Annotated in this window: 25 protein-coding genes and 2 tRNA genes; 11 read left to right on the forward strand and 16 right to left on the reverse strand. The window is 69.2% G+C overall.

What is annotated here, in order from left to right; all coding sequences use genetic code 11:
- Positions 1-85 precede the first annotated feature (85 nt).
- The gene (gene pknB, locus JOE43_RS03110; RefSeq protein ID WP_209514619.1) at positions 86-1,786 is read left to right on the forward strand and encodes a Stk1 family PASTA domain-containing Ser/Thr kinase; all 1,701 of its coding nucleotides are present in this window, start codon (positions 86-88) and stop codon (positions 1,784-1,786) included.
- 54 nt (positions 1,787-1,840) lie between these two features.
- Here pknB and JOE43_RS03115 read toward each other — a convergent pair whose 3' ends face one another.
- Genes JOE43_RS03115 through JOE43_RS03125 form a run of 3 tightly spaced genes read right to left on the reverse strand, consistent with a single transcriptional unit; the run spans position 1,841 to position 3,428 of the window.
- Positions 1,841-2,479, reverse strand: a complete 639-nt coding sequence (locus JOE43_RS03115; RefSeq protein WP_209514622.1) for a gamma-glutamyl-gamma-aminobutyrate hydrolase family protein — start codon at positions 2,477-2,479, stop codon at positions 1,841-1,843.
- Entirely contained in the window at positions 2,476-2,637 is a 162-nt protein-coding gene (locus JOE43_RS03120) for a hypothetical protein (protein WP_167260938.1), read from the reverse strand. The genes JOE43_RS03115 and JOE43_RS03120 overlap by 4 nt, the downstream gene beginning before the upstream one ends.
- 2 nt (positions 2,638-2,639) lie before the next feature.
- The gene (locus JOE43_RS03125; protein ID WP_209514624.1) at positions 2,640-3,428 is read right to left on the reverse strand and encodes a class E sortase; all 789 of its coding nucleotides are present in this window, start codon (positions 3,426-3,428) and stop codon (positions 2,640-2,642) included.
- Between the two features lie 107 nt (positions 3,429-3,535).
- Here JOE43_RS03125 and JOE43_RS03130 point away from each other — a divergent pair, with 107 nt between their 5' ends.
- Complete coding sequence (locus JOE43_RS03130; protein WP_209514625.1) at positions 3,536-3,799, forward strand: cell division protein CrgA; 264 nt, start codon at positions 3,536-3,538, stop codon at positions 3,797-3,799.
- A 219-nt stretch (positions 3,800-4,018) separates the two neighbouring features.
- On the opposite strand, the gene JOE43_RS15420 is transcribed toward JOE43_RS03130, so the two are convergent.
- On the reverse strand, positions 4,019-4,870 hold the full coding sequence (locus JOE43_RS15420; RefSeq protein WP_209514627.1) for a rhomboid family intramembrane serine protease: 852 nt from the start codon (positions 4,868-4,870) through the stop codon (positions 4,019-4,021).
- Entirely contained in the window at positions 4,871-5,410 is a 540-nt protein-coding gene (locus JOE43_RS03140; protein ID WP_056059244.1) for a peptidylprolyl isomerase, read from the reverse strand. It lies immediately after the preceding gene.
- A 138-nt stretch (positions 5,411-5,548) separates the two neighbouring features.
- On the opposite strand from JOE43_RS03140, the gene JOE43_RS03145 reads away from it, so the two are divergent.
- On the forward strand, positions 5,549-6,085 hold the full coding sequence (locus JOE43_RS03145; protein ID WP_209514629.1) for a hypothetical protein: 537 nt from the start codon (positions 5,549-5,551) through the stop codon (positions 6,083-6,085).
- Between the two features lie 277 nt (positions 6,086-6,362).
- Here JOE43_RS03145 and JOE43_RS03150 read toward each other — a convergent pair.
- From JOE43_RS03150 to dnaA, 10 genes are all read right to left on the reverse strand, one after another.
- Positions 6,363-6,435 (reverse strand) — tRNA-Ala (locus JOE43_RS03150).
- A 51-nt stretch (positions 6,436-6,486) separates the two neighbouring features.
- Positions 6,487-6,560: transfer RNA gene (locus JOE43_RS03155), tRNA-Ile, on the reverse strand.
- Between the two features lie 72 nt (positions 6,561-6,632).
- Positions 6,633-7,040: a DUF3566 domain-containing protein gene (locus tag JOE43_RS03160; protein ID WP_167260946.1), complete on the reverse strand. Its 408-nt coding sequence runs from the start codon at positions 7,038-7,040 to the stop codon at positions 6,633-6,635.
- Positions 7,033-9,702, reverse strand: a complete 2,670-nt coding sequence (gene gyrA / locus JOE43_RS03165) for a DNA gyrase subunit A (protein ID WP_209514631.1) — start codon at positions 9,700-9,702, stop codon at positions 7,033-7,035. The genes JOE43_RS03160 and gyrA overlap by 8 nt, the downstream gene beginning before the upstream one ends.
- 77 nt (positions 9,703-9,779) lie before the next feature.
- Positions 9,780-11,753 carry a DNA topoisomerase (ATP-hydrolyzing) subunit B gene (gene gyrB, locus JOE43_RS03170; protein ID WP_056058114.1) on the reverse strand — a complete coding sequence of 658 codons (1,974 nt, stop codon included), beginning with the start codon at positions 11,751-11,753 and terminating at the stop codon, positions 9,780-9,782.
- A 167-nt stretch (positions 11,754-11,920) separates the two neighbouring features.
- Positions 11,921-12,472, reverse strand: coding sequence for a DUF721 domain-containing protein (locus JOE43_RS03175; protein WP_209514633.1), 552 nt, complete (start codon positions 12,470-12,472; stop codon positions 11,921-11,923).
- Positions 12,469-13,692, reverse strand: coding sequence for a DNA replication/repair protein RecF (recF, locus tag JOE43_RS03180; RefSeq protein ID WP_209514635.1), 1,224 nt, complete (start codon positions 13,690-13,692; stop codon positions 12,469-12,471). The genes JOE43_RS03175 and recF overlap by 4 nt, the downstream gene beginning before the upstream one ends.
- A gap of 17 nt (positions 13,693-13,709) precedes the next feature.
- Positions 13,710-14,594 (reverse strand): phosphogluconate dehydrogenase (NAD(+)-dependent, decarboxylating), encoded by an 885-nt coding sequence (gene gnd, locus JOE43_RS03185; protein ID WP_209514638.1) that lies wholly within the window; start codon positions 14,592-14,594, stop codon positions 13,710-13,712.
- A gap of 54 nt (positions 14,595-14,648) precedes the next feature.
- A complete protein-coding gene (gene dnaN, locus JOE43_RS03190; RefSeq protein ID WP_185230697.1) occupies positions 14,649-15,797 on the reverse strand; it encodes a DNA polymerase III subunit beta in 1,149 nt (382 codons plus the stop codon).
- Positions 15,798-16,289: 492 nt separating this feature from the next.
- Complete coding sequence (dnaA, locus tag JOE43_RS03195; protein WP_209514640.1) at positions 16,290-17,705, reverse strand: chromosomal replication initiator protein DnaA; 1,416 nt, start codon at positions 17,703-17,705, stop codon at positions 16,290-16,292.
- 383 nt (positions 17,706-18,088) lie between these two features.
- On the opposite strand from dnaA, the gene rpmH reads away from it, so the two are divergent.
- The 8 genes from rpmH (at position 18,089) to JOE43_RS03235 (ending at position 23,686) form a co-directional block, all read left to right on the forward strand.
- Entirely contained in the window at positions 18,089-18,226 is a 138-nt protein-coding gene (gene rpmH, locus JOE43_RS03200) for a 50S ribosomal protein L34 (protein WP_043595303.1), read from the forward strand.
- A 10-nt stretch (positions 18,227-18,236) separates the two neighbouring features.
- Positions 18,237-18,572 (forward strand): ribonuclease P protein component, encoded by a 336-nt coding sequence (gene rnpA / locus JOE43_RS03205; protein ID WP_235491293.1) that lies wholly within the window; start codon positions 18,237-18,239, stop codon positions 18,570-18,572.
- Complete coding sequence (gene yidD / locus JOE43_RS03210) at positions 18,569-18,925, forward strand: membrane protein insertion efficiency factor YidD (RefSeq protein WP_209514641.1); 357 nt, start codon at positions 18,569-18,571, stop codon at positions 18,923-18,925. The genes rnpA and yidD overlap by 4 nt, the downstream gene beginning before the upstream one ends.
- A 9-nt stretch (positions 18,926-18,934) precedes the next feature.
- Positions 18,935-19,897 carry a membrane protein insertase YidC gene (gene yidC, locus JOE43_RS03215; RefSeq protein ID WP_209514643.1) on the forward strand — a complete coding sequence of 321 codons (963 nt, stop codon included), beginning with the start codon at positions 18,935-18,937 and terminating at the stop codon, positions 19,895-19,897.
- A gap of 92 nt (positions 19,898-19,989) precedes the next feature.
- Positions 19,990-20,619, forward strand: a complete 630-nt coding sequence (locus JOE43_RS03220; RefSeq protein WP_209514645.1) for a R3H domain-containing nucleic acid-binding protein — start codon at positions 19,990-19,992, stop codon at positions 20,617-20,619.
- A 72-nt stretch (positions 20,620-20,691) separates the two neighbouring features.
- A complete protein-coding gene (gene rsmG / locus JOE43_RS03225; protein WP_209514648.1) occupies positions 20,692-21,333 on the forward strand; it encodes a 16S rRNA (guanine(527)-N(7))-methyltransferase RsmG in 642 nt (213 codons plus the stop codon).
- 470 nt (positions 21,334-21,803) lie between these two features.
- Positions 21,804-22,706, forward strand: a complete 903-nt coding sequence (locus JOE43_RS03230; protein ID WP_307803217.1) for a ParA family protein — start codon at positions 21,804-21,806, stop codon at positions 22,704-22,706.
- A complete protein-coding gene (locus JOE43_RS03235) occupies positions 22,706-23,686 on the forward strand; it encodes a ParB/RepB/Spo0J family partition protein (RefSeq protein WP_056058147.1) in 981 nt (326 codons plus the stop codon). The genes JOE43_RS03230 and JOE43_RS03235 overlap by 1 nt, the downstream gene beginning before the upstream one ends.
- A 721-nt stretch (positions 23,687-24,407) precedes the next feature.
- Here the strand turns inward: JOE43_RS03235 and JOE43_RS03240 are convergent.
- Positions 24,408-25,367 (reverse strand): D-alanine--D-alanine ligase, encoded by a 960-nt coding sequence (locus JOE43_RS03240; protein ID WP_209514650.1) that lies wholly within the window; start codon positions 25,365-25,367, stop codon positions 24,408-24,410.
- Positions 25,368-25,481: the final 114 nt, after the last annotated feature.

Here is a 25,481-nt window from a genome sequence, read left to right on the forward strand (position 1 = left end):
ATGGGGGGCGGGGCGACAAGTACACTTGCGAGGACCGCTGATCCGACCTGCGGTCGCGACGGGAGTGCAGGGCGTGGTTGAAGGCGTGAGAGAGGGCATCCACCTCCTCGCCAACCGGTATCAGATCGGCGATCTCATCGGTCGGGGCGGGATGGCGGACGTCCACGTCGGCACCGACGCCCGGCTGGGGCGCAAGGTCGCGATCAAGCTGATGAAGCCCTCGCTGGCGCTCGACCCGGCCTTCCGCACCCGCTTCCGCCAGGAGGCCCAGGCGGCCGCCCGCATGGCGCACCCCACCATCGTCCGCGTCTTCGACGCCGGCGAGGAGTCCGCCCGCGACGCGCGCGGCCAGGAGGTGCAGGTGCCCTTCATCATCATGGAGTACGTCGAGGGCCGCCTGCTCAAGGACATCGTCGCCGAGGGCCCGCTCGAGCCCGCCGAGGCGGCGCGCCTCACGGAGGGCGTGCTGACCGCCCTCGAGTACTCGCACCGCGCCGGCATCGTGCACCGCGACATCAAGCCCGGCAACGTCATGGTCACCCACTCGGGCCAGGTGAAGGTGATGGACTTCGGCATCGCCCGGGCCATCTCCGACTCGGCCGCCACGGTGGCGCAGACGACGGCGATCCTCGGCACCGCCCAGTACTTCAGCCCTGAACAGGCACGCGGCGAGACCGTCGACGCCCGCTCCGACCTCTACTCGACCGGCGTCATGCTCTTCGAGCTGCTCACCGGCCGGCCGCCCTTCCGGGGCTCGTCGCCGGTCGCCGTCGCCTACCAGCACGTCAGCGAGGCCCCGGTCCCGCCGAGCACGATCGTCCCGGCGGTCTCGCCGGGCCTCGACGCCGTCGTGCTCCGGGCCCTCGCGAAGGACCGCTTCGAGCGGTTCCAGACCGCGGCCGAGTTCCGTGACGACGTCGCCGCGGCCGCCGCGGGGCGCGCTCCGGCCCGTCGGCAGCCCGTGCACGACGCGAACGCGACCATGTTCGGCGTCGACGCGCTCTCCGCGGTCGGCAGCGACGCCGCCTTGAAAGAGCTCTCCTCCGACGACAACGACCGGCCGCAGCGCACGCAGACGCGACCGCCGGTCGCCTGGATCTGGGCCGGCATCGTGCTCGTGGCCATCGTCGTGCTCGCCGTCGTCTTCTGGGTCGCCAACATCAAGCCCCCCGAGATCGCGACGGCCTCGGGCTCGACCGTGCCCGCCGTCGTGGGCATGAGCTACGACGACGCCGCGGCGGCGCTGGAGGACGTCGGGCTGGTGGCCGTCCGCGCCGACGTGCCCAGCGACTCCGTCCCGGTCGACCAGGTCATCGGCGCCTCCCCCGCCGAGGGCACGACGGAGGTGCCGGAGGAGACCGAGGTGACCCTGCAGGTCTCGTCGGGGCCGACCATGGTCGCCGTGCCGGCCCTGAAGGGGCTCGACGTCGCGGCCGCGTGGGCCGCCGTCACCGGCGCCGGGCTGACCGAGGGCACGCAGACCACCGACTACTCGACCGACGTCCCCGCGGGCGGCGTCCTCGAGGCCGACCCGGCCGAGGCGGAGCAGGTGGCCGAGGGCACGACCGTCGACCTCGTCGTCTCCAACGGCCTCGTGCAGGTGCCCGACGTCACGCGCCAGTCGGTGACGGCGGCGATGAGCGTGCTGGGCGACGAGCTGGGCCTGGTGGTCGGCACCTACCCCGACGCCGGCTGCTCGGGCCAGAGCGTCTCGACGCAGTCCCTGCCGCCGGGCGACCAGCCGCAGGGCTCCGCGATCCAGCTGGGCGTCTGCAGCGCCGAGTAGCCCCGGCGCCCCGAGCAGCCCCGGCGCCCCGGGGAGCCCCGGTGCGCCCTGCCGTCAGCGGCGGCCCGTCAACGGGTCGAGCCCGCGGGCGGTGACCGCCGCCTCCGGCAGGCCTGCCACTCCGAGCCAGTTGCCGATCATTCGGTAACCACCCTGGGTCAGTACCGACTCGGGGTGGAACTGCACGCCGTACACGGGCGCCGAGCGGTGCTGCAGGCCCATGATCACGCCGCCGTCCGTCCGCGAGGTGACCTCGAGGTCGGTCGGCACGGTCTCGTCGACGACGGCCAGCGAGTGGTAGCGCGTGGCCGTGAAGGGCTGCGGGACGCCGTCGTAGATGACGCTCGCGTCGTGGCTGACCTGCGAGGTCTTGCCGTGCATGAGCTCCTCGGCGTGGGTCACGGTCGCGCCCATCGCCTCCGCGATCGCCTGGTGGCCGAGGCACACGCCGAGCAGGGGCAGGTCGGCCTCGAGCGCGGCGTGCACGACGTCGATCGAGACCCCCGCGGCGGCGGGGGTGCCCGGGCCGGGCGAGAGCAGGACGGCGTCGTACTCGGCGATGCGCGCCGCGACGTCGGCGGGGGCGAAGGCGTCGTTGCGCACGACGTCGGTCTCGGCGCCCAGCTGCTGCAGGTAGCCGTTCAGGGTGTAGACGAAGCTGTCGTAGTTGTCGACGACGAGTACTCGGGTCACGGGGTCTCCACGGTGACGTCAGGGGCGGGGATGATCTCGTTCACGAACGGGAAGACCCACTCGACGAGGGCGAACAGGACGGCTGCGAGCAGCACGAGGACGAGGAACAGCCGCACCCACCAGGGGCCGGGCAGGACGCGCCAGAGGCTCGAGTACATGGTCAGGCTCCTACTCCGGCCGCGGCCAGCTCGGCCGGCACCTCGGTGAGGGGCGACCATCCGTCGAAGACCCCGTACGCCACGATGCGCTCCTGCGCCGTGAACATCGGGTTGCAGCTGGTCAGCGTGATGAGACGCTCGCCGGAGGCGGCGCTCACGTCGGGTGCGTCGGGCACCGGCTGCAGCACGGAGACCTGGGTCGCCGGCACGTACTGCAGGTTGCGGAACGTGTAGGTGTACCAGCCGTCCTGCGTCTGCACGTAGATCTTGTCGCCGGGCTGCAGGTCCGCGATCTTGTTGAACGGCGCTCCGTACGTCGTGCGGTGCGCGGCGATGCCGAAGTTGCCGACCTGGCCGGGCATCTGCGTCTCGTCGTAGTGGCCGATGCCGATCTTGTTGAGGGTGCGCACCGTGCTCGTGCCGCCGGCGATGGGCACGGCGTAGTCGGCGCCGAAGCGGGGCACGTAGAAGTTCGCGAAGGTCTGCGCCTCGGCCGGCGCGGCCGTCACCGGCGGGTCGGCGCCCTCGGGCACCTCGGTGGGCGCCGCGGTGGCCTGCTGCTCGAACTGCTCGCTGAGCTGCGACGCCTGGTCTCGGTGCTCGTCGGCGACGACGAGGTCGTTGAACCACTGCTGCCACCCGATGAACAGCAGCACGAGCACGCCGGCCGTGATCAGCAGTTCGCCGAGGACCCCCACGACGGAGACGCGTCGTCGGGGCCGGCGGGGCCGTGGCGGCGTCGGCGCAGCGGCACGGCGTCGGCCACGGGACCGGCGGGAGTCGTCATCCATGGCTCGATCCTACGTGCTGCACCCGTGCGGGAAAGCGGCCGTCACGCGCCGTTCACCGAGGGCAGGGCCAGGGCTCCTCCAGGACCCGGGACGCTAGTATGTGCGCCATGGCCACTGACAAGAACCGAACGACGAAGCCCGCCCGCGCCCGCGAGGCCCGCTCCGGCGAGGCTCAGTCCTCCGCCGAGGCGCCGAACCCGGTCTGGTTCAAGCCGGTCATGTTCGGCTTCATGCTGGTCGGCCTCGCCTGGATCGTGGTCTTCTACGTCAGCCAGAGCACCCTGCCCGTGCAGTCGCTCGGCTCGTGGAACATCCTGATCGGCTTCGGCATCATGTTCGTCGGCTTCCTGATGACCACCCGCTGGCGCTGACGCGGGCTCTCCGCGTCGCGGCCCGCTCGAACGGGTCTTCGGAACTACCCGCGCGTAGTTCTCCCCAGTGTTAATAAGCCTGTGGATAACTCCCTGTGGAGAACACTGGAGAGAAAGTCCAGGTCACGGCGGCACGGCACAGACGAGAAGAGGCGGCTCCCCACAGGGGAGCCGCCTCTTCTGTCGTTCAGGCGTTCGAGCCGGGACGGCGCTCGGCGCTCAGAGCAGACCGATCAGCTGGGCCGACCTCAGCAGGGTGATCGCGACCACCGCGACGCCGAGGGCGACCAGCACGCCGGTCTGCAGCACGTGCTTCGACCGGTGACGAGTCTTGGAGTACAGGAACGCCACCGCGCCTCCGGCGATCAGGCCACCGACGTGGGCCTGCCAGGCGACGCTCGGCAGGATGAAACCGAGGGCGAGGTTGATCGCGACGAGCACCAGCAGCTGGATGCTGCGGCTGCCGAGGCTGCGGGCGATCACGAAGAACGCGGCCATGAGGCCGAAGACCGCACCGGAGGCGCCCAGCACCACCGAGGACGGCGCCAGGACCGCGACCGCCGCCGACCCGCCGATGCCGGCGATGAAGTACAGCGCCGCGTACCGGGCCCGCCCGAGCTGCCGTTCGAGCTCCGCTCCGAAGATGTACAGGGAGTACATGTTGAAGAGGATGTGCCAGAAGCTGCCGTGGACGAACATGGTCGTGACCATGCGCAAGGGCTGCTGGATCTCGACCGGGGCGTAGAAGACGAGCGCCTGCGTGACGACGCCGTTGCCGACGCCGGTGAGCAGCTGCAGCAGGAAGACGACCGCGGTGACGGCCATGATGCTGTACGTCACGACGGGCTTCCCCGCCGCAGCGGCCCCGCGGAAACGGGTCACGACGGCCGGCTTCACGCGCGGCGCGGAGCCGCGCGCCTCACGGACGCACTCGGGGCAGTGCACGCCGACCGCGGCCGGGGTCTGGCACTCGCCGCAGATCGTGCGCCCGCACCGCTGGCAGAGCACGAAGCTCTGCCGGTCGGGGTGGCGGTAGCAGTAGTTCGCGGCGTTCCGGGGAGCGTCGGTCACCTAGACCTCGTCGATGGTGACGCTCTCGAGCACGACGTCGTCGATCGGCTTGTCGCGGGCGTCGGTCTTGACGGCCTCGATCGCGTCGACGACCTTCTTCGACTCGTCGTCGGAGACGACGCCGAAGATGGTGTGCTTGCCCTGCAGCCAGGGGGTGGGCACGGTCGTGATGAAGAACTGCGAGCCGTTGGTGCCCTTGCCGCCGCGGGTGCCGGCGTTGGCCATGGCGAGGACATAGGGGGCGTTGAAGTTCAGCTCGGGGTGGATCTCGTCGTCGAACTGGTAGCCGGGGCCGCCGACGCCCTGGCCGAGCGGGTCGCCGCCCTGGAGCATGAAGTCCTTGATGATGCGGTGGAAGACGACGCCGTCGTAGAGCTTGTCGGTGCTGACCTTGCCCGTGGCGGGGTGGGTCCACTCGATCGTTCCGGTGGCGAGGCCGACGAAGTTGGCGACGGTCTTGGGGGCGTGGTCGCCGAAGAGGTCGACCTTGATCGTGCCGAGGTTGGTGGTGAGGGTGGCGACAGCAGTGTGCGTGGACATGAGCGCCATTCTCCCACAGGGCCCGGACCCCCCAGCGGGTGCCCAGCGATCGCGGTGTTACCTGCCAGGATGCCTCGTGCCACACTGGGAGGCCAGCATCGTACTCACCCGTTGCCTACTAGTCGTTGGAGGAACACTGTGGCCCTGTCACGCAAGCAGAAGAAAGAACTGAAGAAGTTCAAGAAGCACGCGGTCGACGTGTGGTCGGAGCAGCGTGAGGTCCTCGGCCACGCCGGCAAGGTCATCGGCGACGCCCGTGACCACGGCGTGAAGTACGCGAACAAGACGGTCGTGCCGCGCGTCAAGGGCGCCGTCGACTCGAACGTGCGCCCGGCCGTCTCCTCCGGCCTCGCCGCGAGCTCGCACGCCGCGGCCGTCGCACAGGACCGCTGGAAGCACGACGTCTACCCGGCCGTCGCCTCCTACCTCTCGGGCCTCGACCTGGTCAACGACCCCAAGGTGAAGAAGGCCGTCAAGAACGCCAAGAAGCAGGGCTCGAAGGTCGCGGCCAAGTACGTGCCCTCGAAGAAGAAGTCGGGCCCCGGCGTCGGCGGCGTGCTGCTGATCGGCCTCGGTGTGATCGCCCTCGGCGGCATCGTGTTCGCCGCCGTGCAGACCCTCCGAGCCGACGACGAGCTCTGGGTCGCCGACGACGACGCCGACACCAAGGCCTAGTCGCCCCCGCACCACCCCCGAGAGGGCCCGCTCCCCCCGGAGCGGGCCCTCTCGCACGTCCGCCCCCCCGTGGCGACGAGCGAAGCGACGTCGCCCGGCAGGTGACGAGCGAAGCGACGTCACCCGCAACGAGCGAAGCGACGTTGCGCCTCCCCCTTCGGGGACTGGATCTGCGGCGCGCTGCGCCGCAGGAGCGGCGGCGCAGCCAACGAGCACGAACGAAAAATCCCCGCGAGTTTCCCCGAAGGGAAACGAGCAGGGAAAGGCCAATTTTTCGTGGAGCCTAGGAGAATCGAACTCCTGACATCCTGCTTGCAAAGCAGGCGCTCTACCAACTGAGCTAAGGCCCCGTTCGGCGGGGTGAACCGCACCGGGGAACCCGTCGGTGGTTCTCACGGGAGTGGGGCTAACAGGACTTGAACCTGTGACCTCTTCGTTATCAGCGAAGCGCTCTAACCGCCTGAGCTATAGCCCCCGGACCGTCGTAAAGCCTACAGCACGACGACGGAGTTCACGAATCGAGCGTCTGCTCGGCCCGTGAGCCGGTTCAGTTGTTTGTGAATCCCACGAGCAGGCCGCCGGTGACGCGGACGCTCAGGTTGTACAGCACGGCGACGATGGCGCCGATGACGGTGCCGACGACGACGTTGAGCACGGCGACGACGATGCTGAAGAGCATGATCTGGGCGATCGAGAAGGTGTCCTGGAGGGAGAAGTTCTGGTCGCCGAGGATGTCGCGCAGCAGGGTGTCGAGGTCGTTGAAGATCCCGGTCTGGTTGAGGATCAGCCAGATCAGGAAGGTCGCGACGATGGTGATGATGCCGAGGGCCACCGCGATGAGGAACGACAGCTTCACGACCGACCAGAAGTCGATGTAGACGAGCTTGAGTCGGACCTGCTTGGTGCCGGAGGGCTTCTTGGCCTTGCTCTGGAGTCTGTCAGCGACGCTACTCATTGATCGGTTCCTCTTCCGTGCTGTCGTCAGCGGGCTCGACGGCGGGCTCCGGAGCGTTCTCGACGGTGTCGATCACGTCGCCGGGGCTCACGGCGGGCACAGCTTCGTTGTCACCGACCGCGTCGATGACGGCCTCGTCGGACTGTGCCACGAGATTCCGTTCGGTGTTGCGCGCCACGGCGATGATTCGGTCATCAGCGGCGAAGCGGGCGAACACCACGCCCATGGTGTCACGGCCCTTGGCCGGCACCTCGGCCACGGCAGACCGTACCACCTTGCCGCTCGAGAGCACGACGAGCACCTCGTCGTCCTCGCCGACGATGAGGGCGCCGGCCAGGTCGCCCCGCGCCTCCGCCAGCTTGGCGACCTTGATGCCGAGGCCGCCGCGGTTCTGCACGCGGTACTGGTCGGCGGCGGTGCGCTTCGCGTAGCCGCCCTCGGTGACGACGAACACGTAGCCCGTGTCGTCGGCGACCGACGCCGACAGGAGGGTGTCGCCCTCGCGGAAGGTCATGCCCTTCACGCCCGAGGTCGAGCGCCCCATCGGGCGGAGGGAGTCGTTGGTCGCGGTGAAGCGCAGCGACATGCCGTGGCGGGACACCAGCAGCAGGTCGTCGCTCTCGTCGACGAGCAGCGCCGAGACGAGCTCGTCGTCGTCGCGGAGGTTGATCGCGATGATGCCGCCGGTGCGGTTGGTGTCGTACTCGGTGAGCGCCGTCTTCTTGATCAGGCCGTCACGGGTGGCGAGCACGAGGTACTGGGCGACCTCGTAGTCACGGATGTCGAGCACCTGCGAGATCGACTCGTCGGGCTGCATCGCGAGCAGGTTCGCCACGTGCTGGCCCTTGGCGTCGCGCCCGGCCTCCTGCAGCTCGTAGGTCTTGGCGCGGTAGACGCGGCCCTTGTTCGTGAGGAAGAGCAGCCAGTGGTGCGTCGTCGTCACGAAGAAGTGGTCGACGACGTCGTCGGCGCGCAGCTGGGCGCCGCGCACCCCCTTGCCGCCGCGGTGCTGGCTGCGGTAGTTGTCGCTCCGCGTGCGCTTGACGTACCCGCCGCGGGTGATGGTGACGACCATCTCCTCCTCGGGGATGAGGTCCTCGACGCTCATGTCGCCGTCGAAGCCGAACATGATCTCGGTGCGGCGGTCGTCGCCGTACTTGTCGGTGATCTCCTGGAGCTCGTCGCTGACGATGCTGCGCTGGCGCTCGGGCTTGGCGAGGATGTCCTTGTAGTCGGCGATCTCGCGCTCGAGCTTGTCGGCGTCGTCCTGGATCTTCTGGCGCTCGAGGGCCGCCAGGCGGCGCAGCTGGAGGTTGAGGATGGCGGAGGCCTGGATCTCGTCGACGTCGAGCAGCTCCATCAGGCCGCCCCGCGCCTCCTCGACCGTCGGCGAGCGGCGGATGAGCGCGATGACCTCGTCGAGGGCGTCGAGCGCCTTGAGGTAGCCGCGGAGGATGTGCGCGTCGGCCTCGGCCTTCTTGAGCCGGAACTGGGTCCGACGGACGATGACCTCGATCTGGTGGTCGACCCACGCCGAGATGAAGCCGTCGATCGCCAGCGTGCGGGGCACGCCGTCGACGATGGCGAGCATGTTCGCGCCGAAGTTCTCCTGCAGGCTGGTGTGCTTGTAGAGGTTGTTCAGCACCACCTTGGCGACGGCGTCGCGCTTGAGCACGATGACGAGGCGCTGGCCGGTGCGGCCGGAGGTCTCGTCGCGGATGTCGGCGATGCCGCCGATGCGGCCGTCCTTGACGAGCTCGGCGATCTTGATCGCGAGGTTGTCGGGGTTGACCTGGTACGGCAGCTCGGTGACGACGAGGCAGGTGCGCCCCTGGATCTCCTCCACCGAGACGACCGCGCGCATCGTGATCGAGCCGCGGCCCGTGCGGTAGGCGTCCTGGATGCCCTTGACGCCGAGGATCTGCGCGCCGGTCGGGAAGTCGGGGCCCTTGACGCGCTGGATCAGCGCCTCGAGCAGCTCTTCGCGGGTGGCCTCGGGGTTCTGCAGGTACCACTGCGCGCCCGCCGCGACCTCGCGGAGGTTGTGCGGCGGGATGTTCGTCGCCATGCCGACGGCGATGCCGACCGAGCCGTTGACGAGGAGGTTCGGGAACCGGCTCGGCAGGATCGCGGGCTCCTGCGTGCGGCCGTCGTAGTTGTCCTGGAAGTCGACGGTGTCCTCGTCGATGTCGCGGACCATCTCGAGGGCGAGCGGGGCCATCTTCGTCTCGGTGTACCGGGGGGCGGCGGCGCCGTCGTTGCCGGGCGAGCCGAAGTTGCCCTGGCCGAGGGCGAGCGGGTAGCGGAGGCTCCACGGCTGGACGAGGCGGACGAGCGCGTCGTAGATCGCCGTGTCGCCGTGCGGGTGGAACTGGCCCATGACGTCGCCGACGACGCGCGAGCACTTCGAGAACGCGCGGTCGGGGCGGTAGCCGCCGTCGTACATCGCGTAGATCACGCGGCGGTGGACGGGCTTGAGGCCGTCACGCACCTCCGGCAGGGCACGCCCGACGATGACGCTCATCGCGTAGTCGAGGTACGAGCGCTGCATCTCGAGCTGCAGGTCGACCTGCTCGATGCTGTCGCGCTTGATCGCCGGGGCGAAGGTGGGGGTGCCCTCGGCGTCGTCGCCCTCGGGGGTCTGGGTCGGCTCGTCGGCCATGATTCTCCGTCTGTCGTGGTGTGCCCCGGTCGTCTCCGCGGGGCGCGGGCGTGCTCCGGCTCAGCCGGAGGCGCGCATCAGATGTCGAGGAAGCGCACGTCTTTCGCGTTCTGCTGGATGAAGGCACGGCGCGACTCGACGTTCTCGCCCATCAGCGTGTCGAAGATCGTGTCGGCGGCCGCGGCGTCCTCGAGGGTGACCTGGAGGAGGGTGCGCGTGTCCGGGTCCATGGTCGTCTCCCACAGCTCCTTGTAGTCCATCTCGCCGAGGCCCTTGTAGCGCTGGATCCCGTTGTCCTTCGGGATGCGCTTGCCGGCGGCGCGGCCCTGCACGAGCATGGCGTCGCGCTCGGCGTCGCTGTAGACGTACTCGTGGGGCGCGTTGCTCCACTTGAGCTTGAACAGAGGCGGCTGCGCGAGGTACACGTAGCCGAGGTCGATGAGCGGGCGCATGTAGCGGAAGAGCAGCGTCAGCAGGAGGGTCGTGATGTGCTGGCCGTCGACGTCGGCGTCGGCCATCAGGACGATCTTGTGGTACCTCGCCTTGTCGGGGTCGAAGTCCTCGCCGATGTCGGCGCCGAACGCCTTGATCATCGCCTGCACCTCGTTGTTGCCGAGCGCGCGGTCGAGGCGCGCCTTCTCGACGTTGAGGATCTTGCCGCGGAGCGGGAGGATCGCCTGCGTCTCGGGGTTGCGCCCCTGGACGGCCGAGCCGCCGGCCGAGTCGCCCTCGACGATGAAGATCTCGGAGAGCGAGGGGTCCTTGCTCTGGCAGTCCTTGAGCTTGCCGGGCATGCCGTTCGACTCGAGGACGCCCTTGCGACGGGTCTGCTCGCGCGCCTTGCGAGCGGCGAGGCGGGCCTGCGACGCGAGGATGCCCTTGCGGACGATCTCGGCGGCCTGCTTCGGGTTGCGGTCGAACCAGTCGTTGAGCTGCGAGCCGGCGACCTTCTGCACGAACGACTTGGCCTCGGTGTTGCCGAGCTTGGTCTTCGTCTGGCCCTCGAACTGCGGCTCGCCGAGCTTGATCGAGATGACGGCGGTGAGCCCCTCGCGGACGTCGTCGCCCGACAGGTTGTCGTCCTTCTCCTTGAGCAGGTTCTTCTCGCGCGCGTAGCGGTTGATCAGCGTCGTCAGCGCGGCGCGGAAGCCCTCTTCGTGGGTGCCGCCCTCGTGCGTGTTGATCGTGTTCGCGTAGGTGTGGACGCTCTCCTGGTAGGAGGTGTTCCACTGCATGGCGACCTCGAGCGAGATCTTGCGCTCGACGTCCTCCTGCTCGAAGGCGATGATGTCGTCGTGGACGGTCTCGACCTTCTTCACGGTGTTGAGGTACTCGACGTAGTCGACGAGGCCCTTCTCGTAGTGGAAGACGTCGTGGCGGGCCTCGACGCCCTCCTCCTGCACGCGCTCGTCGCTGAGCTCGATGCGGAGGCCCTTGTTGAGGAAGGCCATCTGCTGGAACCGGGTGCGGAGGGTCTCGTAGTCGAAGTCGACCGTCTCGAAGATCTCGGCGTTGGGCCAGAAGGTGATCGTGGTGCCGGTGGTGTCGTCGGCCTCGCCCTTGGCGAGCGGCGCGACGGGCACGCCGTCGGTGAAGCTCTGGCGGTAGACGTTGCCCTGGCGGCGGACCTCGACGTCGAGCTCGCTCGAGAGGGCGTTGACCACGGAGCTGCCGACGCCGTGGAGGCCGCCGGAGACGGCGTAGCCGCCGCCGCCGAACTTGCCGCCGGCGTGCAGGACGGTCAGCACGACCTCGACGGTCGACCGGCCCTCGATCGGGTGGACGTCGACCGGGATGCCACGGCCGTTGTCGACGACGCGCACGCCGCCGTCTTCACGCATGGTGATCTCGATGTGGTCGCAGTGGCCGGCCAGGGCCTCGTCGACCGAGTTGTCGACGATCTCGTAGACCAGGTGGTGCAGACCGCGGGGCCCCGTCGAGCCGATGTACATGCCGGGCCGCTTGCGCACGGCCTCGAGGCCCTCGAGAACCTGGATCGCACTGGCGCCGTAGGAGTCGTCGGGCTGGGCGTCGGTGGGGTTCGGTGACATGTGCGTGGGGGCTCCTGCCGGACGGGACGAGGGGTGTCGCCCCGCTGCGACACGCGGGCGCGCAGAGCGGTCAGACGACCCTCAGAGTCTACCGCAGGCGTGTCCCCCGTAGGGCGAGATCCGCCCACAGACGGATTTTCACGAGCCGGTTGGACGATTCACCCTCCCTAGCCGTAAGTATCGCGAGGACCACGCCCTGGAACCGATCTGGGGCCGCGTTTCCAGGACGGGGCGTTGGGTGCCAGGAAACGCACCGACTGGATCCCCGCGTCGGGGTACCTCTGGACGATGGTCGTCGTGACCGTCCCGCGCATGAGCCGCAGCTGCGTCGCCCACGCCGTGGAGTCGCACTGCACGGTCAGCGTGCCGTCGTCGATCGACACCGGGTCGGAGTGCGCGGCGAGCTCCTCGCCCACCATGTCGGGCCACGCGGTCATCAGCTCGGACTGCGCCAGCGGCGAGCTCCAGCCCATCTCGGTCGTGACGGTCGCGAGCACGTCGGCGATGCCGCGGGGCTCCCGGCCGGTGCCGAACGGCTGGCTCGGCGAGCCGAGCTTGATGGCCTTGCGGCGACGGCCGTCGCGCGACCGGCCGTTCGGGTCGCCGAACACGCGCCGGAAGCGGAGGTACACGCGCTGCGCCTCGTTGTCGCCCCGGGGAGGCGCGGGCTCGGCCGCCGGGGCAGGCTCGGTCGCCGGGGTGGTCGGGTCGTCGCTCACGGGGTCGCCGCCTCCTCGGCCGGCGCCGCCGACTCCGCCGGCGCCGCCTCGCCGGCCGCAGCGGGCTGCTCGACGATCGTGCCCTTCGCGATGCGCACCGTGTGCGCCTTGAGGCGGGCGGGCACGTCGCCCTCGACCGCGGCGGTGATGAGCACCTGCTCGTAGTCGGCGACGGCGTCGGCGAGGCGCTCGCGCCGTGACCCGTCGAGCTCGGCGAACACGTCGTCGAGCACGATCACCGGGTCGCCCGTCGCGGAGTCCGTACGGATGACGGCGGCCGACGCGAGCTTGAGCGCGAGGGCGAACGACCACGACTCCCCGTGGCTGGCGTACCCGCGGGCCGGCAGCGCGTTGAGCGAGAGGAAGAGGTCGTCGCGGTGCGGGCCGACGAGGGTGAGGCCGCGGTCGAGCTCGGACGGCCGCACCCGCGCGAGCGCCTGGCGGAAGACCTCGGGGACCTCCGCCGGCGGGATCGACTCGCTCGGCGCCTCCGCCGCGGTGGTCTCGTCGTCGGGCACGGAGCCCCGGATGCTGAGGACGGTCGAGAGCCGGGCGGCGTGGTCCTCGCCGGCGACGGCGGCGTACGACCGGGCGACCTCGGGGGCGAGGTCGGCGACGAGCTGGTCGCGGGCGACGACGATCTCGCTGCCGAGCGCGACGAGCCGTTCGTCCCAGATGTCGAGGGTGCCGAGCTGGTTCGGCTTGACGCCGGAGGCGCGGGCCGACTTGAGGAGCGTGTTGCGCTGCTTGAGCACCCGCTCGTAGTCGGCCTGGACGCCCGCGAGGCGGGGCGAGCGGGTCACGAGCAGCTCGTCGAGGAAGCGGCGGCGGCCCGAGGGCTCGCCCCGGACGAGCGCGAGGTCCTCCGGCGCGAAGAGGACGCTGGTGAAGTAGCGCGGCAGCTCGCGGGGCTTGATCGCTCCGCGGTTGACCTGCGCCCGGTTGGGCGACGACCGGTTGATCTGGACCTCGGCGAGGAGCTCGCGGTCGCCCGCCTCGAGGCGGGCCCGCACGATGGCCGAGTCGGTGCCCTGCCGGATCAGCGCGGCGTCGGACGACACCCGGTGCGAACCGAGGCTCGCCAGGTAGCCGAGCGACTCGACCAGGTTCGTCTTGCCCTGGCCGTTGCTGCCGACGAAGAGGTTGGGCCCGCGCGCGAGCGCGACTTCAGCGGACGCGTAGTTCCGGAAGTCGGTCAGGCTGAGATGCAGTACTCGCACGCGGGCCGGTGAGGCGACTAGGCCTTCTTGACCGCGTGGCCGCCGAACTGGTTGCGCAGGGCAGCCACGGCCTTCATGGTCGGCGAGCCCTCGCCCTGGCGCGACACGAAGCGCGCGAAGATCGAGGCGCTCAGCGCGGGCATCGGGACGGCGTGGGCGATGCCCTCCTCGAGGGTCCAGCGACCCTCTCCGCTGTCTTCGACGTAGCCGGACAGCGTCTCGAGCTTGGGGTCGGCCTCGAGGGCCAGGACCATGAGCTCGAGCAGCCAGGAGCGCACGACCGTGCCGCGCTGCCACGCCTTGAACACCGCGGGGACGTCCTCGACGAGGCCCTTGGCCTCGAGGAGCTCGTAGCCCTCGCCGTAGGCCTGCATGATCGCGTACTCGATGCCGTTGTGGACCATCTTCGCGTAGTGGCCCGCGCCGACGCCGCCGGCGTGGCTGAAGCCCTCGGCGCGGGGGCCCTCGGGGCGCAGCGCGTCGAAGACGGGCATGGCGCGCTCGACGTCGGCGGCGTCGCCGCCGACCATCAGGCCGTAGCCGTTCTCGAGGCCCCAGACGCCGCCCGAGACGCCGGCGTCCATGTAGCGGATGCCCTTCGCGTCGAGGAGGGTCGCGTGGACCTCGTCGTCGAGCCACTTCGAGTTGCCGCCGTCGATGACCAGGTCACCAGGCTCGAGCACCTCGCCGAGGTCCTTGATGACCGCGTCGGTGATCTGGCCGTGCGGCACCATCACCCAGACGAGGCGGGGCGACGGCAGAGCCGCCGCCAGCGCGCCGAGGTCCGCGACGTCGGAGACGGCGGGGTTGGCGTCGTAGCCGGTGACCTCGATGCCCGCGTTGCGCAGGCGAGCGCGCATGTTGTTGCCCATTTTGCCGAGACCGACGAGGCCGATGTGCATGAGATTCCTTCGTTCAGTGGAGGCGCCGTCTGAGCGCCTTCGTCGTGGTGCGCGTCAGCGCAGGAGGAGGTTGGGCTGCAGCAGGTACTTGTAGCTGTCAGCGCCGGCCTGGTCCCTCGAGGACTGACTGGTGATCAGCACGGGACCGGGCTTGTTCGGGTTCTCCGTCTTGGTGAAGGAGATCCGCACGAACTCGGAGTGGACCGCTCCGAGGCCGTCGAGGAGGAACTGAGGCTTCAACGAGACCACCGTGTCCTCCCCCGTCAACAACGCGTCGATCGACTCTGATGCCTGCGCCTGCTCACTGCCGATGGCCTCGAGCGTGAGCCCGTCGATCGTGAACGTGAACCTGAGGGCCGCCTCGCGCTCGAGCACGAGCGAGACGCGGCGGACGGACTCGACGAGCTCGGCCGTGTTGATCACGGCGTAGTTCTCGACGGTCTCGGGGAAGAGCCGCTTGACGGGGGGGAAGTTGCCCTTGATCAGCAGCGACGTGACGGTCTTGTCACCGGCCTGGAACGCGATCAGCTCACGGTCGTCGCTGCCCGTGATCGAGACGGCGACGGTCGTGGCGCTGCCGAAGGTCTTGCCGACCTCCTGCAGGGTGCGGGCCGGGACGAGCGCGGTGGTCGTCTCGGCGCCGCCGGTCGTGCCCGCGTCGAACTCGATGCCGCGGACGGCGACGCGGTAGCGGTCGGTGGCCACGAGCGAGAGCGAGTTCTCGGAGACCTCGAGCTGCACGCCGGTGATGACCGGGGTGACGTCGTCGCGGGACGCGGCGACGGCGACCTGCGAGATGGCGAGCGAGAAGGCGTCGCCGGGGACGACGCCCGACTGCGCGCCCACGGTGGGGAGGGTCGGGTACTCCTCGACGGGCATGCTCAGCAGCGAGAAGTTGGCGGAGCCACAGCTGACGGCGATGCGGTTCTCGTCGGTGGCGAAGGTGACCGGGGCGTTGGGGAGGCGGCTGGCGATGTCGGCGAGGAGGCGGCCGGAGACGAGGATCGTGCCCGGTTCGTCGACCTCCGCCGCGATGCTCGTCTGGGCCGAGACCTCGTAGTCGAACGACGAGAGCGTGAGCCCGTCGGCGTCGGCCTCGATCAGGACTCCGCTGAGGATCGGGAGCGTCGTGCGCTGCGGGAGGAGCTTCACCGCGAACGAGACGGCATCGCTGAAGACGTCACGGTTGACCTGGAACTTCACGCGGGGACCCCTGTTCGACTACGCACCGGTGGATTGCCCGCCAATACTGCCACAGCGATGAGGCAGGTGGTCCCGGGGCTCCGGAGGGCAGCCCGCTGTCCACAAGGTTGTCTCTCGATCAATTTCTTGTAATCCAGGATTAACAGTCTTAACCGTTGTGCACAGTGTGGATAACCTGTTTAAAACCCCGCGGCCAGAGGGAACTACACGTTTGTGACTTGTGCACGGAGTGTGGAAGTCGGAGGGGGAACCCGGGGCGTCCGACCTCGCTCCCCAGGGCCGTTCCCACAGGTCGAGGCGATCTCCCCACAACGAGCCCCCGAGTTGTCCACGAGTTTCCACAGGTTATCCACACTGTGGGATCGTCCCCGGTCCTGGCGTGGCGCGGGGCGCCTCCCACCGGCCCACGGGACGACGAACGGGCGTCGACACGAGGTCGACGCCCGTCGGGGCGGTCCGTCGGGGAGGCGCGCAGCAGCGGCCTCGACTCCCCTACTTGTAGCGGGTGTCCTGCTTGATCCGGCTCGTCAGCTCGGTCACCTGGTTGTAGATCGAGCGGCGCTCCTTCATGAGCTCGCTGATCTTCTTGTTCGCGTACATGACGGTGGTGTGGTCGCGGTTGCCGAAGAGCTGCCCGATCTTCGGCAGGGAGAGGCTGGTCAGCTCGCGGCAGAGGTACATCGCGATCTGCCGGGCGGTCGCGATCGCCTGCGAACGGGACGACCCGTAGAGGTCGTCGACCGAGAGCTTGAAGTAGTCCGCGGTGTGGTTGATGATGTCGACCGGCGCGATGACGTTGTCCTCGTCGAGGGTGATGAGGTCCTTGAGCACGGTCTGCACGAGCGAGAGGTCGACCGCCGTCCGGTTCAGGCTCGCGAAGGCCGTGACCCTGATCAGGGTGCCCTCGAGCTCGCGGATGTTGCTCGACACCTTCGTGGCGATGAACTCGAGCACCTCGTCGCGGATCTGGAGCTTCTCGCTCTGCGCCTTCTTGCGGAGGATGGCGATGCGGGTCTCGAGGTCGGGCGCCTGCACGTCGGTGATCAGGCCCCACTCGAAGCGCGACCGCATGCGGTCCTCGAAGCCGGTGAGGTGCTTCGGCGGCAGGTCGCTCGTGATGACCAGCTGCTTGTCGTGGTCGTGCAGGGTGTTGAAGGTGTGGAAGAAGGCCTCCTGCGTGGAGTCCTTCCCCTGCAGGAACTGGATGTCGTCGATCAGGAGGATGTCGATCTCGCGGTACCGCTGCTGGAAGAGGTTCGAGCGGTTGTTGGCGATCGAGTTGATGAAGTCGTTCGTGAACTCCTCGCTGCTGACGTAGCGGACCCGGATCCCCGGGTACATCGTCTCGGCGTAGTGGCCGATGGCGTGGAGGAGGTGCGTCTTGCCCAGCCCGGACGAGCCGTAGATGAAGAGCGGGTTGTACGCCTTGGCCGGCGCCTCGGCCACGGCGACCGCCGCCGCGTGGGCGAACCGGTTCGACGCCCCGATCACGAAGTTGTCGAAGCTGTACTTCGGGTTCAGGCGCGAGTCGTTCCGCTTGCCCGAGGAGGGGGACTCGACCGGGGTGGGGACGAACGGCGCCTCGATGTAGTGGACGGGCTCCGACTCCTCGGGCTGCTGCGTCAGGGTGTCGGGCGTGATGTCGGGGTTCACCGTGATGGCGAAGCTCGCGACCGAGGTGTCGCCCAGGGCGGCGATGGACTCGAGCAGGGGGGTGCGGATGCGCTGCTCGAGCATGCCGCGGGTCAGGTCGTTCGGCACCTCGAGGTAGAGGGTGCCGCCGAGCACGCCCTTGGGCTCGACCAGGCTGATGAAGCCGTGGAGCTGGGGGGTGATCCGGTCGTCGGTCGTGAGGGTGGCGAGGACGGACCGCCAGAGGTCCTGGACCGGATCGACGGTGTTCGCCACGGGTCATCACTTCCTGTCGGGTGCGCGAGGGGGCCCCGGCTGTCGTTCGGCGCGGCCCGGTCGGGCCCGCACGAGGATCTCTCCTGCACCAAGTTATGCACAGCTTTCTCCACCGGTGGACGATCGTCGTCTGAGCCGGGAGAGCCGCGAATTCCCCGTGGTTACAGGGATCTGGAGCAGGAAGTACCCACCTTAGTTCGGATGAGTATGACCCCCGCAATCGAAGTTCTCAACAGTGTGGACAAATGCCCGGAGCCCGGTCGTTTGACCGCAGGGCGGATGCCGCGTACTTTTAATCAGTTGATTTCAGCCGATTGGGCTGTGACAAGACTTCTTCGGACACGGCAGCAGGCCAGGTCCGCTTCCCCCACGGAGAGAACACCATGAGCAAGAGAACGTTCCAGCCGAACAACCGCCGCCGCGCCAAGAAGCACGGCTTCCGTGCCCGCATGCGCACCCGCGCCGGCCGCGCGATCCTGGCCGCTCGTCGTGGCAAGGGCCGCACCGAGCTCTCCGCGTAGCTAGTCCTTGTTGGCCCGCGCCAACCGGATCGTCCGCGCAGACGACTACCGCAACACAGTGCGCCGTGGCCGCAAGTCGGGCACGGCGCACTCGGTCGTCTACGTGCGACGTCGTCGAGACGACGACGCGATCCGGTTCGGCTTCATCGTGGCCAAGACGGTCGGCAACGCCGTGGCGCGCAACACCGTCCGACGGCGACTCAAGCACGTGTGCCACGAGCTGCTCCCGACGATGAGCCCGGGCACCGACGTGGTCATCCGCGCCTTGCCAGGCAGTCTCGACGTTCCGTGGTCTACCCTGCTCACGGACATCTCGGGGGTCGTCGACGAGAGCGTGAGGTCATGACCGGTGCACTGCAGTTCGTGGCTCTCCTGCCGCGCAACGTCTGCGTCGTGGTCCTCCGCGCCTACCGCGCCGTGGTGTCCCCTCTCTACGGGGAGGTCTGCCGCTACCACCCGTCGTGCTCGCGGTACGCCCTCGAGGCGATCCAGCAGCACGGGGTCGTCCGCGGGGTCGCCCTCGGCACGTGGCGCATCGGTCGCTGCAACCCCTGGTCGGCAGGGGGCGTCGACGACGTCCCGGAGCCCCGTCGGCAGAAGCACTCCCTCACCGCCTTCGGGTTCGTGGTCCCTCGACGGGCCGACTCCGCCCCGCAGACTCCCCCGCGCCTCCTCGCACAGACCCACTGGAAGGGCTGACCCGCCACCATGGACCTCCTCGGTACCGTTCTCTGGCCGCTGAAGTGGATCGTCGAAGCGATCCTCGTCAGCTTCCACACCGTCCTCACGGGCGCCGGCATGGGCACCGACTGGGGCAGCACCTGGGTGCTCTCCATCGTCGGCCTCGTCCTCGTCGTCCGGGCCTGCCTCATCCCGATCTTCGTCCGGCAGATCAAGAGCCAGCGTCGGATGATGGAGATCGCCCCGCGCCTGAAGAAGATCCAGGACAAGTACAAGGGCAAGCGCGACCAGTTCAGCCGCGAGGCCATGTCGCGCGAGACGATGGCGCTCTACAAGGAGACCGGCACGAACCCGCTGAGCTCCTGCCTCCCCCTGCTGATCCAGATGCCGATCTTCTTCAGCCTGTACTCGGTGCTGCACAACGCCCAGCAAGACAAGGTGGGCATCGGCTTGCTCAACCAGGCCCTCTCGACGTCGTTCGGCGAGTCGACCCTGTGGGGCGCTCCGCTGAAGGAGACCTTCCTCGGCGCCACCACGTGGGAGGTCCGCCTCCTCGCCGGCGCGATGGTCGTCGTCATGACCGCGTCGCAGTTCATCACGCAGCTGCAGATCGTCTCGAAGAACATGTCGCCCGAGACCAAGGCGAGCCCCATGTTCAAGCAGCAGCGCATGCTCCTCTACTTCCTCCCCCTGGTGTTCGTCTTCTCGGGCCTCTCCTTCCCCCTCGGCGTGATGTTCTACTGGCTGACCTCGAACATCTGGACCATGGCCCAGCAGTTCCTCGTCATCCGCAACATGCCGACGCCCGGCAGCGAGGCCGCCCTGGCCCGCGAGGAGCGCCTGGCGAAGAAGGCCCAGCGCAAGGGGCTCTCGCTCGGCGACATCACGGTCACCGAGATCGAGCCGGCCCCGGCCGTCGCCAAGCCGACCCAGCGCGTGCAGCCCGTCGGCAAGAACCGCTCCAAGAAGCAGAACGGCGCGAAGAAGTAGCGCGTCGGCCCTCCCCGGGCCGACGCTTCCGCCCTGCAGTGCCGCAGCACCTTCCCCGCCGTGATCCCGACCGACCCGGAGAGACGACCGACATGAACGACATCGACAGCCCGAGCGCCGACCACGAGGCCACGCCGGAGGCGCGGGTCGAGACCCACGCGCCGGTCGCCTCCCCCGCTCCCGCCGTCGACGCCGTCCCCGGGCCCCCGGCCCGACGCGAGCCCGTCGGCGACGCTGCCGCGGCCTCGCCGGTGCCGTCCGCCCAGTCGATCATCGACGAGGGCGAGATCGCCGCCGACTACATCGAGGAGCTCCTCGACATCTGCGACTTCGACGGCGACATCGACATCGAGGTCCGTGCCGGTCGGTCGTACATCTCCATCGACTCGACCGGGGGCGAGGGGTCGCTCCGCCTGCTCTCGAAGCCCGACACGGTCAACGCCCTCCAGGAGCTGACCCGCATCGCCGTGCAGGCGAAGACCGGGGAGTTCTCCCGGCTCATCCTCGACATCGGCGGCTCGCGCGCGACGCGCGAGCAGGAGCTCGGCGCCATGGTCGACCGCGCCGTCGAGAAGATCGAGGAGGGCGCCGCGGCGGCCTCGCTGCCGCCCATGTCGTCGTACGAGCGCAAGCTCGTCCACGACATCGTCGCCGCCCGCGGCTTCACCTCGGAGTCCGAGGGCGAAGGCCGCGACCGCCACACGGTCATCACGCGCGCCTAGTCGTGCTGCGCCGGCACCCTGCCCGGCGACCTGACCTCCCTGCCCCACCCGACCGGATGACCTGCTGACGCCATGACCGACACCGCCGAGCTCGAGACCGAACCCGCCGTCGCCGCCGAGATCTTCGGCGACCGCCTCGAGGTGGTCCGTCGCTACACGGCCGACCTCGCTCAGTACGGCGAGGAGCTCGGCCTGATCGGGCCGCTCGAGCTGCCGCGCCTGTGGACGCGGCACGTCGTCAACTCGGGCCTCGTCGCGCCGCTGCTCACGGCCGGTCGCGTCGGCGACGTCGGCTCGGGTGCCGGCCTGCCCGGTCTCGTCCTGGCCGCGGCGAGACCCGACGCGACGCTCGTGCTGATCGAGCCGATGGAGCGCCGGGTCGACTGGCTGATCGCCGAGGCGGAGCGCATGGGGCTCACGAACGTGGAGGTCGTCCGCGCCCGCGCCGAGGAGGTCGAGCTCGACGGCTGGCTCGACCAGGTCACGGCACGCGCCGTGTCGGCGCTGTCGAAGCTCATCCCGCTCACCGCACCGCTCGTCAAGACCGGTGGCCAGCTGCTCCTGATGAAGGGGGCACGCGTGCAGCAGGAGATGGACGCGGCCCGGAAGGCCATCGCCAAGGCTCACCTCGTCGACGTCGAGGTGCTCGAACTGGGCGTCGGCCTGGTCGACCCGGCCGAGGTCACCCGCGTCTTCCGCGCGACCCTCGACTGACGGTCGGGGCCGTCTCCACAGGAGGCGATCTGAGCGGGAGCGAGGTGGCTCGTGTCGCGCGGTCGGCTGAGCTCGAGTCCTGTGTGGCCCCAGACTGCCGAGACCCGGATCGTACCTCCTAAAAACCGTTTGACGAGGGCTTTATCTGAGATGCGCGTCGGTGCCTGTCGTCACGACCGGTTCCGGCCGAGGTAGTTACCAACATGTTGGTGAGCCTGTGTAGAAAGTCGTCCACAGGCCCCGTCGATCTCTCGACACCTGGCCTGTGGATGCCGCGCCGGACCCTGGGGACACCCCGCTCGGGACCTCCGTCGGGTGGGATCGACGAGCTAGAGTTGACCGTGGTCGACGGCGGTGCTGCTCGACCGGGGGCCGACACGAGTCGCTGTTCCCACCCGCGACCGGAGGCGTCGACCGTCTCGAGTCGACCACCGTTCCACGTGAAACATGGCGAGCAGGAGATCAGATCGGTGAGTTCCTCCACGGAGTTCGACAACAGCACTCCCCTCGCCCGGGAACTCGCTGACCTCAACCGGCGGAAGCGAGCGCTCTCCAAGGAGCCTCTTCCCGCACCGGCCAAGACCAGGGTCCTGACGGTCTCCAACCAGAAGGGCGGAGTCGGCAAGACGACGACGACCGTGAACCTGGCAGCCGCGCTGGCCCGCAGCGGGGCACGTGTGCTCGTCATCGACCTGGACCCGCAGGGCAACGCCTCGACGGCGCTCGGGGTCGAGCATCGGGCAGAGACCCCCAGCGTCTACGACGTCATCGTCGGCGAGGGCGACGTCGCCGACGTCGTGCAGAAGACCCCGGAGTTCGAGGCGCTGTACTGCATCCCTGCCACCATCCACCTCGCCGGTGCGGAGATCGAGCTCGTCTCCCTCGTCGCCCGCGAGCAGCGGCTCCGTCGGGCTCTCGACACGTACCTCGAGCAGACCGAGGCGGCTGGTGAGCGCTTCGACTACGTCTTCATCGACTGCCCGCCGTCGCTGGGCCTGCTCACGATCAACGCGTTCGTGGCTGCCAGTGAGGTCCTCATCCCCATCCAGTGCGAGTACTACGCGCTGGAGGGCCTGAGCCAGCTCCTCCGGAACATCCAGTTGATCGAGAAGCACCTCAACCCGGCCCTCAAGGTCTCCAGCATCCTGCTGACGATGTACGACGGCCGGACGAACCTGGCGCAGCAGGTCGTCGCCGACGTGCGCGAGCACTTCCCCGCCGAGGCCCTGCAGACGCTCATCCCCCGTTCGGTCCGCATCAGCGAGGCACCCGGCTACGGGCAGACCGTCATCAGCTACGACACCAACTCACCGGGCTCCATCTCGTACCTCGAGGCGGCAGCCGAACTAGCGCGCCGAGGAGCACCCCAGTAGTGGCAACCAAGAGAACAGGGCTCGGCCGTGGCATCGGCGCCCTCATCCCCGTCGCCGACGAGTCACAGGACCGGCCCGTCGACGTGTTCTTCCCGACCGCGCAGCAGACGGCCGAGGAGCTCGTCGCCGTCCCCGGTGCTCGGCTGGCGAACCTCAACCCACTCGACATCCTGCCCAACGCGCAGCAGCCCCGGACGGAGTTCCGCGAGGAGGAGCTCGCGGAGCTGGTCACGAGCATCCGCGAGGTGGGCGTCCTGCAGCCCATCGTCGTCCGGCCTCTGCCGGCGGCTCCGCGCGGCAAGGGCAAGGGCGCTTCCCGCGAGACGACGGACGTGCAGTACGAGCTCGTCATGGGCGAGCGCAGGCTCCGGGCGACGAAGCAGCTCGGCCTGGCCACCATCCCCGCCATCGTCAAGGACACCGCGGACGAGTCGATGCTGCGGGACGCGCTGCTCGAGAACCTGCACCGCGCCGAGCTGAACCCGCTCGAAGAAGCGTCCGCCTATCAGCAACTCCTCGCGGATTTCGGCATCACGCAGGACGAGCTCGCCAACCGCATCGGTCGGAGCCGACCGCAGATCAGCAACACTCTCCGCCTGCTGCGCCTGCCGGCGTCGGTGCAGCGTCGGGTCGCGTCGGGCGTCCTCTCGGCCGGCCACGCGCGGGCCATCCTGTCGACCGGCGACTCGCTCCTGATGGAGCGTCTCGCAGACAAGATCGTGAACGAGGACCTGTCTGTTCGAGCTGCCGAGGCGATCGCGGCGGGTGGGAGCAGCAAGCCCCGGTCCACGCGCGCCGCGGTCGGCAAGCACCAGGCCCACCTCGACGAGGTGGCGGAGAACCTCGGCGATGCGCTCGACACGAAGGTCAAGGTGCGACTCGGGGCCCGCAAGGGTTCGATCTCCATCGACTTCGCCTCCATGCAGGATCTGAATCGCATCCTCGCTGCGCTGGGGCAAGATCCGTTCGCCCAGGAATAGTCGGTTCTGGTCTGTGTGACGCCCCTCTCGTCGAGAGGGGCGTTTCACGTGGAACGCTGGGTGGGGGTGTGGGGGTGAGCGGGGCGGTCTTGCTCTCGTAAGCCGTCGGGTGAGGAGAGAGCGGGGGGTTGCAGCTCTTAATCCACGTCTCGCAGCGTGGGCGATGATGAGGTTTCACGTGGAACGGGCACGGTTCCCCGCAGAACCGATGTCGGCGGCAGAAGTACGGTCCACTATGAGGCCGCGGCATCGGCGTGCGGTCGGACTCCCCGGCATTGCGTCGCCGGGCCGTCACGCCCACGTCGATCTACGCCGCGTGCGGACGCACGGACACGGATCAGTCCCGACGCCCAGGTCGATTTCCGCCGCATGCGGACGCGCAGACACACATGAGCCCGGACCGTGGCGATCGCGGACCACAGGTCGTACTCTCGTGCAGGACTGCGTCATGAGGCTATTCACCACACAGGTCGTTCGCCCTCCCCAGCTGTCGATGCCCGCCAGGATGAGCACGGCGACGCGTGTCTCGCTGACGGCTGTCCGGATTGATCTACACTTTGTGACGTAGACAGCATGGACGGCGGCCAGCGCGTCACCTTGTTCATGGGCTGATCTGAGGGCTCACCGTTCACCCGCTCGACCGGGGCCGCGCGGAAGCACCGTGTTCCACGTGAAACGACCCGCACCCTGAAGCAGGCTGCGGGCCGTTCATGGGTGACGGTCAGCCGTGGTCGCGGACGGCCTTCTCGGCGAGGGCCGCGTAGACGAGCCCGAGTTCGTAACCCGCTGCGTCCAGGGCCATCGGTACGAGTGACGTCTCGGTGAGCCCGGGGAGGACGTTCACCTCGAGGAACCACGGGGTGCCCGTGGCGTCGACGATGAGGTCGACCCGGGAGAGGTGGCGGAGGCCCAGTGCTTCGTGGACCGCGACGGCTGCCGCAGCGGCCGCCTCCCCCGCTGCCGCGTCCAGCCGGGCCGGCGTGTAGAACGTCGTCTCCCCTGCGTTGTAGCGCGCCTCGAACCCGTATGTCCCTGATCGGGGCACGATCTCCACGGCAGGGAGGGCGACGGGGCCGTCGCCGGTGTCGATCACCCCGACGGCGATCTCGGTGCCGGTGATCTTCTGCTCGACGATGACGTCGTCGCAGTACGTGTACGCGTCGACCATGGCGCGGGGGAGGCCGCCGGGCTCATCGACCACCGTGACTCCCTGCGCCGACCCGCCGCGGGCGGGCTTCACGACCACCGGCACCGGGTGCTCCTCGGCGATGGCGGCCAGGACGCCGGCCGCCCCGAGCTCCCGGAAGGCGTCGTGCGAGAGGGTGATGCCGCGGGGAGTCCTGACCCCGACGCGACGCGCGAGCTCCTTGGCGGTCGGCTTGTCCCAGGCGAGACGGGCGGCGGCCGAGGTGCTGCCGACGAAGGGGATGTCGAGGGCCTCGAGGAGGCCCCGCAGGGCGCCGTCCTCGCCGGAGGCACCGTGCAGGGCCGGCCAGATCACGTCGGGACGGTCGGACGTGAGGTGCGCGAGGAGGGAGGCGTCGGGGTCGCGGAGCTCCACCTCGATGCCGTTGGCGGCGAGGCTGTCGACCACGCGCCTCCCCGACCTCAGGCTCACGTCGCGCTCGTGCGAGATGCCGCCGGCGAGGACGGTCACGGTGTGGATGGCGTTGGTGGTCATGGGTTCTCCCCTGGGGTCGTGCGTGAGGTCGTGGCTCGGTGAGGACGTGACGGCGTGGCTGACGGGGTCGAGGCGCTCAGGCCCAAGCCGGTGGGATGGCCTTCACGGCCCACG

This window comes from Frigoribacterium sp. PvP121, assembly GCF_017833115.1.
Taxonomy (GTDB): domain Bacteria; phylum Actinomycetota; class Actinomycetes; order Actinomycetales; family Microbacteriaceae; genus Frigoribacterium; species Frigoribacterium endophyticum.